At 33.2% G+C, this 17,998-nt stretch carries 16 protein-coding genes and 1 pseudogene; all 17 read right to left on the reverse strand.

Going from position 1 to position 17,998, the window contains the following annotated elements:
* Position 1: 1 nt before the first annotated feature.
* Positions 2-898 (reverse strand): aspartate carbamoyltransferase catalytic subunit, encoded by an 897-nt coding sequence (locus ISP02_RS07760; RefSeq protein WP_195721007.1) that lies wholly within the window; start codon positions 896-898, stop codon positions 2-4.
* 29 nt (positions 899-927) lie between these two features.
* Positions 928-2,226: pseudogene (locus ISP02_RS07765) on the reverse strand (uracil-xanthine permease family protein).
* A gap of 192 nt (positions 2,227-2,418) precedes the next feature.
* Positions 2,419-2,946, reverse strand: a complete 528-nt coding sequence (pyrR, locus tag ISP02_RS07770; RefSeq protein ID WP_195721008.1) for a bifunctional pyr operon transcriptional regulator/uracil phosphoribosyltransferase PyrR — start codon at positions 2,944-2,946, stop codon at positions 2,419-2,421.
* Between the two features lie 340 nt (positions 2,947-3,286).
* Positions 3,287-4,204, reverse strand: coding sequence for an RluA family pseudouridine synthase (locus ISP02_RS07775; RefSeq protein WP_195721009.1), 918 nt, complete (start codon positions 4,202-4,204; stop codon positions 3,287-3,289).
* 13 nt (positions 4,205-4,217) lie between these two features.
* The gene (gene lspA, locus ISP02_RS07780; protein ID WP_195721010.1) at positions 4,218-4,694 is read right to left on the reverse strand and encodes a signal peptidase II; all 477 of its coding nucleotides are present in this window, start codon (positions 4,692-4,694) and stop codon (positions 4,218-4,220) included.
* A 206-nt stretch (positions 4,695-4,900) separates the two neighbouring features.
* Positions 4,901-7,651 (reverse strand): isoleucine--tRNA ligase, encoded by a 2,751-nt coding sequence (gene ileS, locus ISP02_RS07785; protein WP_195721011.1) that lies wholly within the window; start codon positions 7,649-7,651, stop codon positions 4,901-4,903.
* A 230-nt stretch (positions 7,652-7,881) separates the two neighbouring features.
* Positions 7,882-8,505 (reverse strand): DivIVA domain-containing protein, encoded by a 624-nt coding sequence (locus ISP02_RS07790; protein WP_195721012.1) that lies wholly within the window; start codon positions 8,503-8,505, stop codon positions 7,882-7,884.
* A 99-nt stretch (positions 8,506-8,604) separates the two neighbouring features.
* On the reverse strand, positions 8,605-9,375 hold the full coding sequence (locus tag ISP02_RS07795) for a YlmH family RNA-binding protein (protein WP_195721849.1): 771 nt from the start codon (positions 9,373-9,375) through the stop codon (positions 8,605-8,607).
* An 84-nt stretch (positions 9,376-9,459) separates the two neighbouring features.
* Positions 9,460-9,750 (reverse strand): YggT family protein, encoded by a 291-nt coding sequence (locus ISP02_RS07800; protein ID WP_195721013.1) that lies wholly within the window; start codon positions 9,748-9,750, stop codon positions 9,460-9,462.
* Between the two features lie 13 nt (positions 9,751-9,763).
* Positions 9,764-10,348, reverse strand: coding sequence for a cell division protein SepF (locus ISP02_RS07805; RefSeq protein ID WP_195721014.1), 585 nt, complete (start codon positions 10,346-10,348; stop codon positions 9,764-9,766).
* A gap of 5 nt (positions 10,349-10,353) precedes the next feature.
* Entirely contained in the window at positions 10,354-11,028 is a 675-nt protein-coding gene (locus ISP02_RS07810) for a YggS family pyridoxal phosphate-dependent enzyme (RefSeq protein ID WP_195721015.1), read from the reverse strand.
* A 16-nt stretch (positions 11,029-11,044) separates the two neighbouring features.
* Positions 11,045-11,833, reverse strand: coding sequence for a peptidoglycan editing factor PgeF (gene pgeF / locus ISP02_RS07815; RefSeq protein WP_195721016.1), 789 nt, complete (start codon positions 11,831-11,833; stop codon positions 11,045-11,047).
* Positions 11,834-11,998: 165 nt separating this feature from the next.
* Positions 11,999-13,165 (reverse strand): cell division protein FtsZ, encoded by a 1,167-nt coding sequence (gene ftsZ / locus ISP02_RS07820; protein WP_195721017.1) that lies wholly within the window; start codon positions 13,163-13,165, stop codon positions 11,999-12,001.
* A gap of 29 nt (positions 13,166-13,194) precedes the next feature.
* Positions 13,195-14,625 (reverse strand): cell division protein FtsA, encoded by a 1,431-nt coding sequence (ftsA, locus tag ISP02_RS07825; RefSeq protein WP_195721018.1) that lies wholly within the window; start codon positions 14,623-14,625, stop codon positions 13,195-13,197.
* A gap of 104 nt (positions 14,626-14,729) precedes the next feature.
* Positions 14,730-15,617: a cell division protein FtsQ/DivIB gene (locus ISP02_RS07830; RefSeq protein ID WP_195721019.1), complete on the reverse strand. Its 888-nt coding sequence runs from the start codon at positions 15,615-15,617 to the stop codon at positions 14,730-14,732.
* 14 nt (positions 15,618-15,631) lie between these two features.
* The gene (gene murD / locus ISP02_RS07835) at positions 15,632-16,981 is read right to left on the reverse strand and encodes a UDP-N-acetylmuramoyl-L-alanine--D-glutamate ligase (RefSeq protein WP_195721020.1); all 1,350 of its coding nucleotides are present in this window, start codon (positions 16,979-16,981) and stop codon (positions 15,632-15,634) included.
* 1 nt (position 16,982) lies between these two features.
* Entirely contained in the window at positions 16,983-17,948 is a 966-nt protein-coding gene (gene mraY / locus ISP02_RS07840; protein WP_195721021.1) for a phospho-N-acetylmuramoyl-pentapeptide-transferase, read from the reverse strand.
* Positions 17,949-17,998 lie beyond the last annotated feature (50 nt).

The raw sequence follows: 17,998 nt of genomic DNA on the forward strand, positions 1-17,998 counted from the left end.
ATTATTTTTCCCCTTTCGTTTGTAAAACTTGGTCTATAACTGCCATGCGTAAATACATGCCGTTTTTCATTTGTTGGAAAATACGCGACTTAGGCGCTTCAACTAATGAACTATCTATCTCTATGCCTCTATTAACAGGGGCTGGATGCATCACTATCGCTTGCTGTTTTAATCGATTGTAACGTTCTACTGTTAGACCAAAAAGTTTATGATAATCGTGAGACTCAAATAATAAGACTTCATCATTATTGTGTCGTTCGTGTTGCACCCTTAACAACATGACGATGTCTACTTCTTCAATCACATCGTCTATATCTACATATGGTGCTTCAAGTGTGTCATCTTTCCAAGCATTAGGACTTGAGAACATTACATTAGCGCCTAATGCACGTAGACTATAATAATTACTTCTTGCTACACGCGAATTTTTAATATCGCCACAAATCACGATATTTAGACCTTCAAACGAGGCGAAAGACTCATAAATCGTCATTAAATCAAGTAAACTTTGAGTCGGGTGTTGTCCACTACCATCTCCAGCGTTAATAATAGGTATATTTATATTTTCTAATTCCTCATAATAAGCATTTTGAAAATGTCTAATAACGAGTAAATCTACACCTATACTTTCTAAAGTCTTACAAGTGTCATACAGAGATTCACCTTTTTGTATTGAAGAAGTTGTCGTTTCAAAATCGACTAAATTTAATCCTAACTTTTGTTCTGAGACGATAAAACTACTTTTAGTACGCGTAGAATTCTCAAAGAATAAGTTAGCTACAAATTGATTACTATATTGTGGTACTGTAATATTTTGTTCTTTAAATTGACAAGCTTCTTGAATGAGATGATAAATTTCTTTTGTAGTAAGGTGTTCCATAGATAATAATTGTTGCATCGTCAGCCTCCTAATTCACTTTAATTATTTTACGTTGATTGCTTTGGCAAAATTAGGTTTAGGATAATGCCAGATAAAGCAGCTAACGCCATACCTTCTATTTGTAAATTTACGCCTATCGGTTTGAGATTTAACATTAAATTACCTACACCGACAACGAGAATAACAGAAGCGATAACTAAATTGCGATTTTGAGCGAAATCAATTTCACTCTCGACTAACATCCGTAATCCGCTTGAAGCGATAATACCAAATAATAGAATCGACACACCACCCATAACGGGCGTAGGAATTGATGAAATTAGTGCGGTAAACTTCCCTATAAATCCTAAGATGATTGCTATGATTGCAGCGCCACCAATAACATAAATACTATAAATTTTAGTAATAGCTAAAACGCCGATGTTTTCACCATAAGTTGTACTTGGTGGGCCACCGATAACACTTGCTACCATCGTTGAAACACCATCTCCAATTATTGATTTATCTAAACCAGGATCCTTGAAAAAGTTTTTGCCTACTATTTTATTAATGACCATTTGGTGGCCTATGTGTTCACTGACCGTCACAAACACAATGGGGACCATGACTAAGACGAGCCCTAGATGAAACGATGGATGATAATCTTTAAACGGTAAATATATATCTGGTAGTTGTAACCATTTAGCTTTAACAATAGTGCTAAAATGAACGATTCCCATAAATGAAGCAACTATATAACCAGCGACAATACCGATTAACACTGGTATTAAAGAAAGGAAGCCTTTGAAAAATCCTTGTACAATTACTGTTACTATTAAAGTGACTAACGCTACGATTAAGTAACTTAAATTGTAACCTTTCATGTCACTAGCATTTTCGTACATTGCCATGTTTACAGCCGTTGGAGCTAAGCTCAAACCTATAACCATGATTACTGGTCCTACAACGACTGGTGGTAATAACCGCATAAGCCAGTCTGTTCCACTTAATCTAATTGCAATACCTATGATGACGTACATCAAGCCACTCATAAATAAAGCAATTAACATATCACCTAAACTGTGTGAATGAAGTCCACTAATAATCGGAGTTATAAACGCGAAACTAGAACCTAAATAGGCTGGTATTTTGGCTTGAGTGATGAGTATGTATATTAACGTGCCTATACCTGAAGCAAGCAATGCTGCTGATATAGGCAAACCTGTGAGAAATGGTACTAAAACAGTCGACCCAAACATGGCAAATAGATGTTGCGTGCTTAAGAATGCCCATTGTCCCATTTTAGGTTTGTCTCACACGTCTAAAACAGGTTTGACTGTTCTTTCAAACATTTCTTCATTTCTCATAATTTGTCACTTCCTCTCATAAAAAAAGCTCTTTACATATTTTCATGTAAAGAGACTAAAAAAGTTTACACCCTTACAGTTAAAGAAAGTCATATTAAACTAACTTCAACATAAAGCTATAGGTATAAATGCAACCATAGATTTGCATCTATGGTTGTCCCTTTTTCAGTCTCTCGTACTGATTTAAAAGGTCTATTCAATTACTACTGCATTTTTATTATCAATTTCTTCTAAATAGACAGAAACATCCTCATTACGAGCAGTAGGAATATTTTTACCTACAAAGTCTGCTCTAATCGGTAATTCTCTATGTCCTCTATCTACTAACGTTGCTAATCCAATTTTGTTAGGTCTAGCATGTTGTAAAATAGCATCTAAAGAAGCTCTTACTGTTCTGCCGGTATACAAAACATCATCAATAATGACCACAATCTTGTTTGTAATATCGACTCCAATTTCGTAAGATTTGTCACCATTACTATCATTTACATGCTCTAAATCATCACGAAATAGCGTAATATCAATTGTACCAGTTGGCACTTCTTGAGATTCAATCATTGCGATTTTTTGTTGGATTCTATTAGCCAAAAAAGCGCCACGTGTTTTTATACCTATTAAAATAAGGTCTTCTGTGCCTTTATTATACTCTAAAATTTCGTGTGCAATACGTGTAACCGTTCTTTGAATGCCTGCTTCGTCCATAATAATACGTTCTGTCATAAGGCACACCCACTTTCTTTTAGTCATTGAGATATTAAAAAAACCCCATATCTTCAATTGAAGATATGAGGTATTACCAGAAAAAATCTCAAAGTATAACAAGCGATAACGAGCTTAACTCAGTTGATATCTCAAATTATACTTAGTGCATTTAAAATACACTACTTTATTAATAGATGTTTATTAGACACTATAATATATTTTTTCTTGGTTCATATCTTTGAAGCCTCTCTGGACTCCCAATTAAAGATGACCGATTTCTTATTAAACTGTCACCATTTTAACCTACATTTATATGCAAGTCAATAATCAGCTTATTTATATAGTTAATAATTAAAGATTATACATCTGTACGACGCAATTCATCTAATAATTGTGTGAATGACTCTGGTAATGGTGCTTTTTTTTCAATATATTCATTTGTAACCGGATGATCAAAACCGATGATACCGGCGTGTAATGCTTGTCCATCTAGATCTAAAGTCTTTCTAGGACCATATTTGGGATCTCCAGCCAATGGAAAGCCAATATATTTCATGTGCACACGAATTTGGTGTGTACGTCCCGTTTCTAACTGGCATTCAATTAAAGTAAAGTTATTAAAATGTTCTTTAACATTAAAATGTGTGATAGCTTCTTTACCATCATCAACAACGTCCATTGATTGACGGTCGTTCTTGTTACGACCGATTGGCGCATCAACAGTACCATAATCATGTGGAATATTGCCGTGTACAAGTGCTGTATATTTACGCGTTACCGTTTTGTCTATAAGTTGTTCTACTAAACTTCTATGTGCCACATCATTTTTAGCCACCATTAGTAAACCCGAAGTATCTTTGTCAATTCTATGCACTATTCCTGGTCTTACTTCCCCATTGATACCAGAAAGATTTTTCATTTGATACATTAATCCATTCACCAATGTACCTGTATAATGACCTGCTGAAGGATGCACAACCATACCTTTTGGTTTATAAACAATTGCCACATCGTCATCTTCATAGTAAATGTCTAAATTTAAATTTTCTGGGACGATGTCCGCTTCGACAATTTCTTTTTCAGTAACTTCAATTTTGTCATTCATTTTTACTTTATAATTTGATTTTACATCTTTACCGTTAACTTTAATTAGCTTTTCTTTGATCCAATCTTGCATTTGTGTACGTGACCAATCCGAATTTAGTTCAGTCAACACCTTATCTATTCGCTGACCTACATCAGCTGAACTTCCAATATTAAAATTATGTGTAGTCATTAAATACTCCTATCTATTTTCCTTTTTTAACATCCGTAACAAGCGCTATGATGATTAGTATTACGCCTATTGTTAAACTTGAATCAGCTACGTTGAAAATTGGAAAATTATATCCAAAAATATACGTATCTATAAAATCCACTACTTCGCCATGAAGTACACGGTCAATAAAATTACCTAATGCACCGGCAAATAATAGACTTAAGGCAATTTGCATAAACAAATTATTTTTAGCTTCTTTAATATAAAAAACTACTAAAATGACTAGAATAATTATTGTAATAATAAAAAAGAAACTCATTTTACCACTTAATATGCCCCAGGCAGCTCCGTTGTTACGGTGTGATGTAATGTTTAAAAAACCCGGTATAACTTCAAAATAATCGCCAATTCGCATAGAAGCTGCAATAATAAATTTTGTTACTTGGTCCAAAATTAAAATAAGTACGGCGATAAATAAAGAAGTGCCGATATAATACTGACGCTTCATGATTGTGCCTCCTATATCACTTTACAACATAATACATTATAGCTTACTCACCACTATAAAAAAAGTTTGAGTTTATGTAATAAAGTTTTACTTGCTTCATTTTAATTTAATTTTTACATAAATAGAAGTTATTAATATAAAATTTCATCAAATTAAAAACCTAGACAAATTATTAAAAGTAAATTTGTCTAGGTCATTGTCTATTATTAAACTAATGTTTTGACTACTTCTTGGCATCTAGGACATAAGTGATCTAGTTCGCCTACTGAACCTAATTCTGTGCTGTAATTCCAGCAACGCTCACATTTTTCACCTTCTGCATGTTCAATACGAATATCTCCATATTGATAAGCTGTTCCACCTTCAACGTTAGAAGCAACCTCAACTTGAGAAGTAATAAACAATTGTTCTAAATCTGAAAATTGTTGTAAGAACTCAGAAGGTTTAAAGTTATCATTGTCTCCGATAATAACTTTAGCTTCTAATGATTTACCAATTACTTTCTCATTACGCGCTACTTCTAATGCACGGTTAACATCATCGCGTAATTTCATAAGCTTATTCCACTTTTCTAATAAAGCTGAGTCCACTTTTTCTACTTTAGGCATATGCGTTAAATGCACGCTATCCTCAGTTACATGAGGAATATGAGACCAAACTTCATCGGCAGTGTGTGCCAAGATTGGTGCTAATAATTTAGTCATATCTACAATGATACGATAAAGTACTGTTTGCATACTACGACGTTTATGCGCATCACGTGCTTCGATATATAGAATATCCTTACCATAATCTAAATAGAAGTTACTTAACTCAACATTAATAAAGTTTTGTACTTCTTGATAAATATCTAGATAATCGAAATTATCGTAATGTTCTAATGTGTTTGCAGTAAATTCACGCAATCTATTTAATAAGTACTTATCTACCTCAAGTAACTCATCTTCAAGCACTGCATTTACCTGAGGATCAAAGTCATTTATATTTCCTAACATAAATCTTAGTGTGTTTCTTATTTTTCTATAAACATCTGAAGTTTGCTTTAAGATTTCATCAGAAATACGTACATCGGCTAAATAATCTACACTACTTACCCATAAACGTGCAATATCTGCACCTTTTTGTTTAATAATTTGTTCCGGTACAATCGTATTACCTAATGATTTACTCATTTTCTTACCTTCGCCATCCATTACGAAACCATGAGATAATAACATCTTATATGGCGATTGTTCCCTAGTTGCTACCGCTGTAGTAATAGAAGAGTTAAACCAACCACGATATTGGTCACTACCTTCAAGATATAAATCTGCTGGGAATGATAATTCTGGTCTAACTTCTAACACACCTCTATGAGATGAACCTGAGTCGAACCATACATCCATGATGTCCGTTTCTTTCGTAAACTCACCATTAGGACTTCCATCGTAAGTGAATCCCTCTGGCAATAAATCTTTAGCTTCTCTTTCAAACCACACATTGGAACCGTGTTGTTCAAATAAATCAGCTACATGATTTACTGTTTCAGAAGTCATGATAATATCGCCGTTTTCAGCATAAAACACAGGTAATGGTACACCCCATACACGTTGACGTGAAATTACCCATTCACCACGATCACGAACCATATTGTAAATACGTGTTTTACCCCAGTCTACTTTGAAGTTAGTTTGGTCAACCGCATCTAAGATATCCGTTCTTACTTTATCAATAGAAGCAAACCATTGTGGCGTAGCTCTAAAGATAACTGGTTTCTTAGTACGCCAATCGTGAGGATAACTATGTGTAATGAAGTCTAATTTTAATAGTGCACCTTTTTCAGTTAATAAATCAGTAATAGGTTTATTAGCTTTATCATAAAATTGTCCAGCAAATTGTCCAGCTTCTTCAGTGAACACACCTTTATCATCTACCGGACTAATCACTGGTAAATCATATTTTTGAGATACGATATAGTCGTCTTCCCCGTGACCTGGAGCCGTATGAACACAACCAGTACCAGCGTCAGTAGTAACGTGCGTACCATTAATAACTAGAGATGTTCTGTCTACAAATGGATGTTGTGTTTCTACATATTCTAACTCAGAACCTTTAAATTCTTTTTCTAATGTAATATCTTCTTCGTTCCAACCAATTTGTTCTGCAACATCACTTACAAGATCTTCGCCGATAATATATTTTTCACCGTTAACGTTATATTGACCATAAGTTAATTCAGGATGAACAGTTATAGCTACATTTGAAGGTAAAGTCCATGGTGTAGTTGTCCAAATAATAAATTTAGCGTTATTATCGACAACATCTTTACCGTCTTTAACATTAAATGCTACATAGATTGATGCCGAACGTTTATCATGGTATTCAATTTCAGCTTCAGCTAAAGATGACTCACTTGAAGGTGACCAATAAACTGGTTTTTTACCTTTGTAAATTAAGCCTTTATCAGCCATCTCTCCAAACAAGCGAATTTGAGCAGCTTCATATTCTGGTTTTAAAGTGATATAAGGGTTGTTAAAGTCACCTTGTACACCAAGACGTTTAAAATCTTTCTTTTGCAGTTCAATTTGTTCTAATGCGAATTCTTCACATTTTTTTCTAAAGTCAGCAATTGACATTTCTTTACGTTTAACGCCTTTTTTAGTCAATGCTTGTTCAATTGGTAAACCATGTGTATCCCAACCAGGTACATATGGTGCGTAAAATCCTTGCATCGTTTTATATCGTACGATGATATCTTTTAGTATTTTATTAAGTGCGTGTCCCATGTGTAATGATCCATTCGCGTATGGAGGACCATCATGTAGAATATATGAGGCATTTCCTTCATTTTGGGCTAATGCTTTGAAATAAATATTGTTAGCTTCCCATTCTTCTTGGATTTTTGGTTCTTTATTTGGCAGACCTCCACGCATTGGAAAATCTGTTTTTGGCATTAATAACGTTTCTTTATAATCCATCGGTTCCACTCCTTCTACTTTGCTAAAAAATTAAAACTAAAAAAAGAACTCTAAATTCAATTAACAGGGACGATTAAACCGCGTTACCACCCTGATTAACTCAACTTAGAGTTCTCTCATAAACATCTTTTATTGTCGTATAGCAGTGATATAAGTAACTTGTATATATTAGGCTCACACCATTCCTAATTCGCTGAATTATACTTACAGTTACTTACGCGTCTGCTAAATTATTTAGATGTGCTATCATCTGATTCTGATGACGCTACATCTTCTGTTACGGCTTGTTGCTCAGCCTCAGCTTGAGCTTTCATCGCTTTTTCTTCTTCTGTTAAATCATTATCGTGTAAATGATTAATATTTTCTTCAGTAACTTGCGCTGAATCTAAATCGTAATTTAATAAGTAATCCCAATCTTCACTCTTCAACAAATCTAATTGAGCTTCTACTAACATACGGAAACGGGATCTAAAGATTTTAGATTGGCGCTTCATATCTTCAGTTTGGAAAGATAATCTACGTGATTTTTCGATAGCATCGTTAACGATTTGGTTAGCCTGTGCCTGAGCTTTAGCAACAGTTGCTTCTGCATCTTTAGTTGCTGCAGCTTTTGTTTCTTCACCTGCATGTTGAGCTTGAACAAGGGCATCACTTACAGATTGATGCACATCTTTATATGATTGGATGTTCGTTTCTTTATCTTCAATTACTTGTTCTAATTGTCTTTTATCTTCTTTCAGACGTTCAATTTCAGTACTAAGTTGATCTAAATAACTTTCAACTTCAGTAGGTTCAAATCCATTTTTTACAGTAGTAAATGTCTTACTTTTAATTTCATTTGGTGTAAAAGGCATTGGATATCCTCCCTCTATAATACACTATTTTATTTAGTCAGAAAATATGCATTTTAACATACTTTGTTCATCTTTAATTATACATAACGTCATTATACATTATTTAAAGAGTGTTTTGTAAGATATATGCACTTTATCTTTTTTTGTTTTGCCACCAATCTCTATTATCATTGCTCTGCCATATCCTTGCACGGATATTAAATCATCACTAGCTAATTGAAAATCAACAGAATCAATAATGGTATGATTGACTTTAACTTTTTTCTTTTCAATCAATTGTTTAGCTATGGAACGAGACTTTCTAATAATATCTTTCAATACTACATCAAGTCTTAAACCACTTACATTTGCTTCAAAATATTTCCAATTCTCATTAGATTGTATCATAGAATTAAATGGAATAGAATTAAGTTCCACTGTCGCACCTTTGATACGCGTTAATTGTAATATAATATAAGATTCTAATTGTTTTGTCAAAGTAAATTGTATTCGTTCATTGACAATAATATCACCCAATTGATCCCGTTCGATACCTAGTGACATAATCGTTCCTAATACATTTTGATGTTGTAGCGTTACAAATTTTTGAGGGTAGTCTATCTCTATTAAACTAATTTCAAAATCTTCTTCTTGTGGCTCAAAATAACTAGGCGCAATAATCGCTCTCTTACGTTCACTATATTGACCGCCGAATAGCGTAACTTCTAATTCATCAAAACTCCCTATGATCACCTTTAAAATATATTGACCTCTAGGGTCAAGAAAATGAGTCAATACTGGTGAATATTGTTCATTAGCTTGATTACATTTATCTAACAATATATCAATAATTTCATGCTCTTCTCGTCTAAAATGTTGGTATATATCTATTTAAATCACTCCTATAACAGCACAAAGCACCTCGCGCTATTATACGTTAGGTGCTTTGTTCACTCAAATTAAAAACAACACATTTTAATATAAACTATTAAGTATTATTGCAAAAATGCTATTTAAACCTTTTTGGAATAATACTAATGCAATGATAGCTGCAATTGATGAAATATCAATCATTCCAATTGGCGGTATGATTTTACGAAATGGTTCTAAAAATGGTTCATATATTTTTGCCAAAAATCGTCCAAATGCGTTTTCTCGTGCATTTGGCAACCATGACATAAAGAAATATACAATCATTCCGAAATAATATATTTGTACTAAAATTAAAATAAAATGAAATATACTTGCTAATATTTCTGCACTCATTAATGACTAACCTCTATTCGCCTTGTTCCATATTTTCGATTTGGTCCGTAATACTTCCAGCAACTTCAACGTTGTCTGGAGTACATAAAAAGATATCTGAACCAACACGTTGTATATCTCCACCAATTGCATAAACTGTACCACTTAGGAAATCAATAATACGTTTTGCTGATACTTTATCGATTCGTTGTAAATTCACTAAAGTCGCACGACGATTTTTAAGTTCATCAGCTATATCCTGTGTATCTGAAAATACGCGTGGTTCAAATAAACACATTTTAGAGCTTTCTTGCATCGTATTAAAAGTATCCTGCTCTTGGTTCATATTAACAACATTCCTTGTATTGTTTTTAGGTGCATTATTTAACTGGTATCTACGTTCATTTGATTGGTTATTACGCGTAGATTGCTTTTTAGGTACCGATTGAATTGAACGTTGATTCTCCGTGTTGTCGTAATTTGCTTGATCATTATAATTAGTTTGATTATTGTAATTCGTTTGAGACTGCGCTTGTTGTCTGTTTTGTTGGGAAGGTTCTACTTCTTCCTCTTCCTCTTCTACTACGAAAAATCCATTAAATAAATCTTTTAAAGCCATGGGGCTCACTCCTCTTTTCCTACAAGTTTAGTCCCAATTCTCACAAACGTTGCACCAACTTCTGTAGCGAGTTGAAAATCATTACTCATACCCATTGAGAGTTCTGTACATGGCGCATGTTTTAAATTGAGTTCATTTATTTCTATTTGTTTTTCTTTTAAGCCTTGAAACAAATCTTTTATATAATTCTCATCATCTGTATAAGGCGCCATCGTCATAAGACCTACGACTTCAATGTTCTCATAATCTTGTAAAGTATTAATAAAGTCATTGACTTCATCAAGCTTTATACCATGTTTCGATTCTTCACCTGATACATTGACTTGAATGAAACATTTGATTTTATGTTGTGCACGCTTGTTGATTTCTTGTGCTAATTTTAAGCGATCTAATGCATGAAAATAATCAACTTCGTTTATCACTTCTTTAACTTTTCTCGTTTGAAGCGACCCAATAAAATGAAAGATACAATCATCAGGTAAAGCTTCTTTTTTAGCTAAAAAGCCTTCTAATCGGTTTTCACCGAAATGTTTAATACCTGCATTATATGCTTCATTAGCACGTTCTATTGTAACATATTTTGTCACTGCAATCACGTGAGGCTGTAATGAAAAACCTCTTCTCTCACTTGCTGCTAAAATTTCATTTTGTATTATCGTTAAGTTTTCCTGTACCGTCACCTAATCACCTCTAAATCTATTGTCCAATAAAAGCTAACATTCTTCCAGTATTACCCTTTTCTACTCTATAAGAGAAAAATATGGTCAATTCTTCAGAAGTTGCATATTGCGTAATATAAATATTATCCTTAGGAACACCATAATTTTCTAGTAATAACTTATTCGCTAATTTCAAATCTATACCATGACGATTCTCATCTCTAGTTTCAATATACTTAGAAGAATCGATAGGTAATTTATCAAATTTTTGTTTAATATCGTTATTAATTTCATATGAATTTGATGTTGCAGGCCCTATAACTACGTTTAATTCTGAAAGATCAAAATCAACATTTTTAAGCATTTCATTAACAATCTGAGCTACTGTTCCCCGCCATCCAGCATGTGCTAATCCTATAAACTGATTTTGCTTACTATAAAAATAAATCGGTACACAATCAGCATAACACATCGTTAATAATACGTTTGACTCATAAGTGAACATTCCGTCTACGCCATGTAAATCATCCGTTAAAACGTCTATATTGGTACCTTTATCTCGCGATGTAATTTCTACTACATTATTTTCATGAGTTTGTATTGGAAATACCCAATTTTCTCTTGGATAGGAAATAATTTCAGCAAGCTGTTCTTGATGAGAAGTTATATTGCTTGGATTATCATTAATGTATCTCGCCATATTAAAGGCATCGCTAGGATATGGACTCTTACCTTGTTCTCTCGTTGTTATGCCTATAGTTATATCTTTATTTTGCTCATCTTCATATAATAATACATGATTGTATTTTATAAATTTCTCAGCCATGTTTAAAGCCTCCAACGAATTATTCATTGCTTCTCAGCAAAATTAAATTTAAGAATTTTAGTATTAAAAAAGTCATCAGATCGTTAAATCTGATGACATTAATATGGTCAAAATTGTTTTCTAGTGACCATATTTATACTTAATACTACAGTATAAAACTCTCAATTAACGTCTAGTTCTTCTAGAACGTCTTTCTTCTCTATTTCTAATGAAGCTTGGAATGTCATCTTCATTAGTAGTATGAGTTCTCGCTTCACTACTAGGCTCAGAAGCTTGTGTTGAATTTGAATTAGATGAAGCAAATGAATCATCCTTAGCAGAACTTGTTGCACTAGAACCAAATCCAGTATTAGAAGATTTACGTCCTTGCACTGAAGGTTTGTCTTCAAATCCTGTTGCGATAACAGTTACAACAATTTCATCTTGTAGTTCAGGATTAATTACAGTACCAAAGATCATATTTACATCTTCATCAGCTGCATCTTGAACAATATCTGCTGCTTCTTGAGCTTCAAATAATGATAGTGATTCCCCACCAGTAATATTCATTAATACCCCTTGTGCACCAACGATTGAAGTTTCTAATAATGGTGAAGAAATTGCTTTTTTAGCTGCTTCTACTGCACGGTTTTCTCCAGAAGAAACACCGATACCCATTAATGCAGAACCTTGGTTAGACATGATTGTTTTAACGTCTGCAAAATCAAGGTTTACTTCACCAGAAACTGCGATTAAGTCAGAAATACCTTGAACACCTTGACGTAAAACGTTATCTGCTTCTTTGAACGCTTCCATCATTGGCGTTGATTTATCAACGATATCTAATAAACGGTCATTAGGGATAACAATCAATGTGTCAACGGCAGCTTTCATAGCTTCAACACCAGCAGCAGCTTGAGTTTGACGTTTACGTCCTTCGAAACCAAATGGACGCGTTACAACACCAACTGTTAATGCACCCATTTCTTTTGCTATTTTAGCAACAACAGGAGCTGCACCAGTACCAGTACCGCCACCCATACCGGCAGTAACGAACACCATATCCGCTCCTTGGATAGCATCTTCAATTTGTTCTCTTGATTCTTCAGCTGCTTTTTTACCAATTTCAGGATTAGCACCTGCACCCAAACCACGTGTTAACTTTTCACCAATTTGGATTTTAGATTCAGCTTTAGATAAGTTCAAAGCTTGTCCATCAGTATTAATTGAAATGAATTCAACATTGTTCATTCCATGATCAATCATACGGTTAACAGCGTTATTACCGCCACCACCTACACCGATGACTTTTAGTGTCGCTAAATGATTAAATCCTTGTTCAAATTCTAACATTTATATTTCCTCCTAGTTTAAATGGCCAATCAATCGAATAATGATTTCATCAGTTTTTTAAATTTACTTTCTTCTTGTTCTTTAGGCTCATCCTTTTGCTCTACATACTCATCTTCATATTGCTCTTCATGCTCGTCTATTGACTGAGAAGATGCCGGTGATTTATGTACGCTTGCTTCTTCAGATTCATCTGAAATAGCATCCTCCTGCTTATTTGACTTTTTCTTAAACCAATCAAATCCGCTGGATTTCGAAGTATTTTCTTTATCATCTGATTCAATTACTTCTTCTTCAAATTCATCACTACCATGATTACTAATTGTAACATAATCTAATAATTCGTCGAAAGTAATGCTACTAGAAATAGTAGAAATTGCTGAAGAAAATTCCGGTTTTCTAATTCCCATTTGAGAAGGTGTGTGTATTCTAACTTTTTCACTCACCATATCTTGTAACAATTCTTTAACACCTAGTAAATTAGCAGAACCACCAGTAACAACAAAACCACCGTTTACTTTAGTTAGGCCTAATTCTTCTAAGACGTCAAACACACTTAAGAAAATTTCTTCAACACGTGCTTCAATAATATCAGCCAAATCTTTTTGAGTATATTGTACTTCTTCATCACTATCAATTTGATCTACATTAAAGACGTCTTGACTTGAAGCTGAATCATAGAATGCATGACCGTATTGATGTTTAACCTTTTCTGCCGTTTCGAATGTGGTATTAAAAGCTTCTGCAACATCTTCTGTAATATCGCGTCCACCCATTTCCACCGAATCAGCGTCAACTAATTCTCCACGTTCATAAAATGCTAATTGCGTTACATCTTCCCCAATATCTATAACACACGCACCTAATTCTTTTTCAGTGGCAGACAGTATCGAATTATAGTTGTAAGCGTCTGAATAAACATCCAATACATCAACGCCACATGATTCTACACATTTGATCATGTTGATCAATATAGATTGTTGTATTGCAATAACGCCAGCTTCAACTTTCAATGAATGTCTAGCGATTAGTTCTTTAGGGTCTGATACTTCATTATCGCCATCAACTATAAATTTAATGGGAAATGCATTAATTACTTCAGTTTCTGGTACATCATTCTTTTCACGAATACCTTCTAACGCACTCTCAACGTGTGTACCATCTAATTCAGTATCTTCATAAAATTCTATTTCATTTGTTTCGTCATAAACTTCAGTACCAATAATTGGTAATTTTAAAAATACTTCTTTTATATCTACACCTGAAGCAATTGAAGCTTTCTTAATTGTATCTTTAATCGCTTGTTTTGCTATATCAAAATCGTCTATCAAACCATTTTTTATACCACTAGTGTAGGTTTGTCCTGTACCTATCACATTTATACCATTGTGAAATTTCTCGCCTACAATTGTTTTAACACTTGATGAACCTATATCTATACTTACATAATAATGTTCCTCCATAGATAGGCACCTCCTGACATTAACTATTCTATTTTACACTATGTTTAGTTTACAATACGTTGCCATGCTTGTGAACTATAAACACATGTATTTGTCAAAATTTTTTAATTACTTTTTTTTGAGTTCTGATTAATCTTGTTTAAGGCACTTTGTAACTCATCTTTTGCTTTGTCAGCTTGAGCTGTACCCCTTTCTACATCTTTGTCACTATCCGATTTTGTAGAAGTAGAATCAGAGTATGGAATAAAAGAAGCACCTACAGTTAAATCTAAGTACCCTGACTTTACTAATTCACCAGCATCATTACGTTTTAATGACTGTGACATTTGTGGGTAATACTTCATCTTTTTAGCAATTGTTTTGATATTACCTAAAATTTGTAAGTTATCAGAAGTATATAATTTAATCTGATTTTGTGAGTTATCACTTGGATCGTATTTGATTTCAGAAATCATGTTACGTACGTTTGTTGGCATTTTAGCTAGTGCTTCGATCATCTTCTCTTGTTTACCTTTTTTAAACCCATCTAAAATAGGACCATCATCTGTAGATGTACCACTGTAGCTATCTAGTTGTTTTCCGTTTTCTAAAATTGGAACATACTCATCTTTCTTTTTAACTAGTCCTACTATTTTATATTCAGTCACTTTAACAGTCATTTTATTTGGGAAATGTTTTCTCACTTCAGCATCTTTAATCAACTTATGTTTTTTTAAATTATTTTCAGCTTTTCTTGTGCTATAAGTGTACATCCTTGAATCCGATTTAACATTAACCATCTTTTCAATTTTATTTTTGGATACGTTATCATATCCTACTATTTTGACATTACTAATTTTACTAATCGATGTAAACATATAAAGTAAAAAAATAATAATTAAAAATAATAAAACACCAAAAACTATATATTGAATTTGTTTTTGCCTTTTACGTCTTCGTTCTCGCTTCTCTTGTAAATATTCAGAGTCAAAAGTTCTTACTTTATCGGTCAATGTTTGTCACATCCTTAAAAAGAAGGTAATTGAGCTTTAAAACTATCAATAAATTGTTGACCACGCTCTTCAAAAGTATTGTATTGATCCCAACTAGCGCATGCTGGAGATAACAATACTACATCATTCGGCTCTATTATATCTTGAATTTTTTTAACTGCATCTTTAATATCAATAGCTTTAATTACGTATTTACCTTGACTCTCGCCTAATTTCACAAACTTTTGTTGTGTTTCACCAAAAGTAATCATTACACGAACATTTTCCATATAAGGAATCAATTCATCAAAGCCGTTACCACGGTCTAAACCACCGCACAACCAAATAATAGGTTGTTTAAATGAGTTAAGTGCAAATTGAGTCGCTAAAGTATTCGTAGCTTTAGAGTCATTGTAATATTTATTTGTTTTATTCGTTCCAATATACTGCAATCTATGCTCAATTCCTGAGAAAGTAGTTAAACTAGCAATGATTGCATTTACTGGTACACCAGCAATTAAAGTTGCTAAAACTGCTGCTAAAATATTTTCTAAGTTGTGTTGTCCTGGCAAAACTAAATCATCAGTATGAATAATTCTGAAACCATTGAATACGATATAGCCATCTTTTATATAGATACCATTTACTTCTTGTTGAGTCGAAAAGTATAAAGTTTTGGCTTTTAATGACTCAGATTCAATTAAATGACGTTGATGATAATTACAAATTAAATAATCATTTTCGTCTTGGTTTTTATAAATTTGCTTTTTTGCGTTTTGATAGTTTTCTAACGATTCATGGTAATCAAGATGTGCAGAATATATGTTTGTAATAATTGCAATATGTGGTTTATATTGTTCTATTCCTAATAATTGGAAAGATGATAATTCAGTAACAAGGTAGTCATTTTTAGTAACCTCTTGTGCTACTTTTGAAGCTACATAACCAATGTTTCCTGACATTCTGCCTGCAAGTCTACTTTTCTGAAAAATATCACCAATTAATGAAGTTACTGTTGTTTTACCATTAGTGCCTGTAACGCCAATTATTGGTGCCTCTGATACTAAATAGCTTAATTCTACTTCTGTTAATATTTTTAAACCTCGTACTTGTGCTTCTTGTAAAATAGGTACCTTATAAGAAATGCCAGGGTTTTTAAAGATAATTGGTTCATTGTCTAATAACGACAGTGGATGTTCGCCACCTATTACTTTTACTCCGATATCCTCTAAATCTTTAGCATGAGGGTCTTGAGATAAATCTTTACCATCATTAACAACTACATTGGCGCCAAGTTGCATCAATAACTTTGCTGCTTCGTAACCACTTTTTGCTAACCCTAATACTAAGACATCTTTCCCCTCTAAGCCTGTATAATTTAGCATGTTAGTGCACTCCAATCCATAAACCGATTAATCCTGTGATAAGTCCTACTGTCCAAAATACCGTTGTTACTTTCCGCTCATCCCAACCTACTAATTCGAAGTGGTGATGTAAAGGTGACATTTTGAAGATTCTTTTACCAGTTAATTTATAGCTTGTAACTTGAATCATAACTGATAACGTTTCTGCTACGAATACAAATCCAATAAAAATTAATGATAATTCTTGATTTAACATGATTGAGATCGTAGCAAAGATACCACCTAACGCTAAACTGCCTGTATCCCCCATAAATACTTTTGCTGGGTTGAGGTTAAATGGTAAAAATCCTAGTAACGCAAAAATCATAATCACACAAAATACGCCAATTGAATTGGCACCGTTAACGAATGCCATAATTGCATACATTACAAATGCAATTATTGATAAGCCAGTAGCTAATCCGTCCAAACCATCTGTTAAATTTACAGCATTTGAAAAACCAACTTGCCAAAATATAATAAAAATAACATAAATAACTGATAACTGTAATTCGATGTTAGTAAATGGAATATGAATACCAGTAGAAAAATTAGCTAATTGGAAAACTTGGCTCAAAATAAAGAATATTACTGCAATACCAATTTGTGCTAAAAATTTCTGTTTACTTGTAAGACCTTCATTATTTTTTTTAACTACGATAATATAATCATCGATAAATCCAATCAATCCGAAACCAATAGTTACAAACAATAATAAAATAATTGGATTAGAATTATCCATGAATATAATAGCTAACACAGAAGTCACTATAATACTAATTAAGAATGTTAAGCCACCCATCGTAGGTGTACCTGTTTTTTTCATATGACTTCTTGGCCCTTCTTCTCTAATACTTTGACCAAATTTCATCCTCTTTAGTGTCGGTATAAGCAAAGGTACTAAAATTATTGATATTAAAAGTGCAATGATTGCGAGTAAATAAACCATATTGATCTCCTTTTTTTATATTATGGGTTTTACGCTTTGCTGAGTACAAA

It is taken from the genome of Staphylococcus durrellii (assembly GCF_015594545.1).
GTDB lineage: Bacteria > Bacillota > Bacilli > Staphylococcales > Staphylococcaceae > Staphylococcus > Staphylococcus durrellii.

What these genes read in the sequence shown, in the direction of transcription:
- ISP02_RS07800 (WP_195721013.1), bottom strand. Translation starts at nt 9,750, where the DNA reads ATGAGTGCAGAAATATTAGCAAGTATATTTCATTTTATTTTAATTTTA.
- ISP02_RS07775 (WP_195721009.1), bottom strand. Translation starts at nt 4,204, where the DNA reads ATGACTACACATAATTTTAATATTGGAAGTTCAGCTGATGTAGGTCAG.
- mraY (WP_195721021.1), bottom strand. Translation starts at nt 17,948, where the DNA reads ATGGTTTATTTACTCGCAATCATTGCACTTTTAATATCAATAATTTTA.
- pyrR (WP_195721008.1), bottom strand. Translation starts at nt 2,946, where the DNA reads ATGACAGAACGTATTATTATGGACGAAGCAGGCATTCAAAGAACGGTT.
- lspA (WP_195721010.1), bottom strand. Translation starts at nt 4,694, where the DNA reads ATGAAGCGTCAGTATTATATCGGCACTTCTTTATTTATCGCCGTACTT.
- murD (WP_195721020.1), bottom strand. Translation starts at nt 16,981, where the DNA reads ATGCTAAATTATACAGGCTTAGAGGGGAAAGATGTCTTAGTATTAGGG.
- ISP02_RS07760 (WP_195721007.1), bottom strand. Translation starts at nt 898, where the DNA reads ATGCAACAATTATTATCTATGGAACACCTTACTACAAAAGAAATTTAT.
- pgeF (WP_195721016.1), bottom strand. Translation starts at nt 11,833, where the DNA reads ATGGCTGAGAAATTTATAAAATACAATCATGTATTATTATATGAAGAT.
- ISP02_RS07790 (WP_195721012.1), bottom strand. Translation starts at nt 8,505, where the DNA reads ATGCCTTTTACACCAAATGAAATTAAAAGTAAGACATTTACTACTGTA.
- ISP02_RS07805 (WP_195721014.1), bottom strand. Translation starts at nt 10,348, where the DNA reads ATGGCTTTAAAAGATTTATTTAATGGATTTTTCGTAGTAGAAGAGGAA.
- ftsA (WP_195721018.1), bottom strand. Translation starts at nt 14,625, where the DNA reads ATGGAGGAACATTATTATGTAAGTATAGATATAGGTTCATCAAGTGTT.
- ileS (WP_195721011.1), bottom strand. Translation starts at nt 7,651, where the DNA reads ATGGATTATAAAGAAACGTTATTAATGCCAAAAACAGATTTTCCAATG.
- ftsZ (WP_195721017.1), bottom strand. Translation starts at nt 13,165, where the DNA reads ATGTTAGAATTTGAACAAGGATTTAATCATTTAGCGACACTAAAAGTC.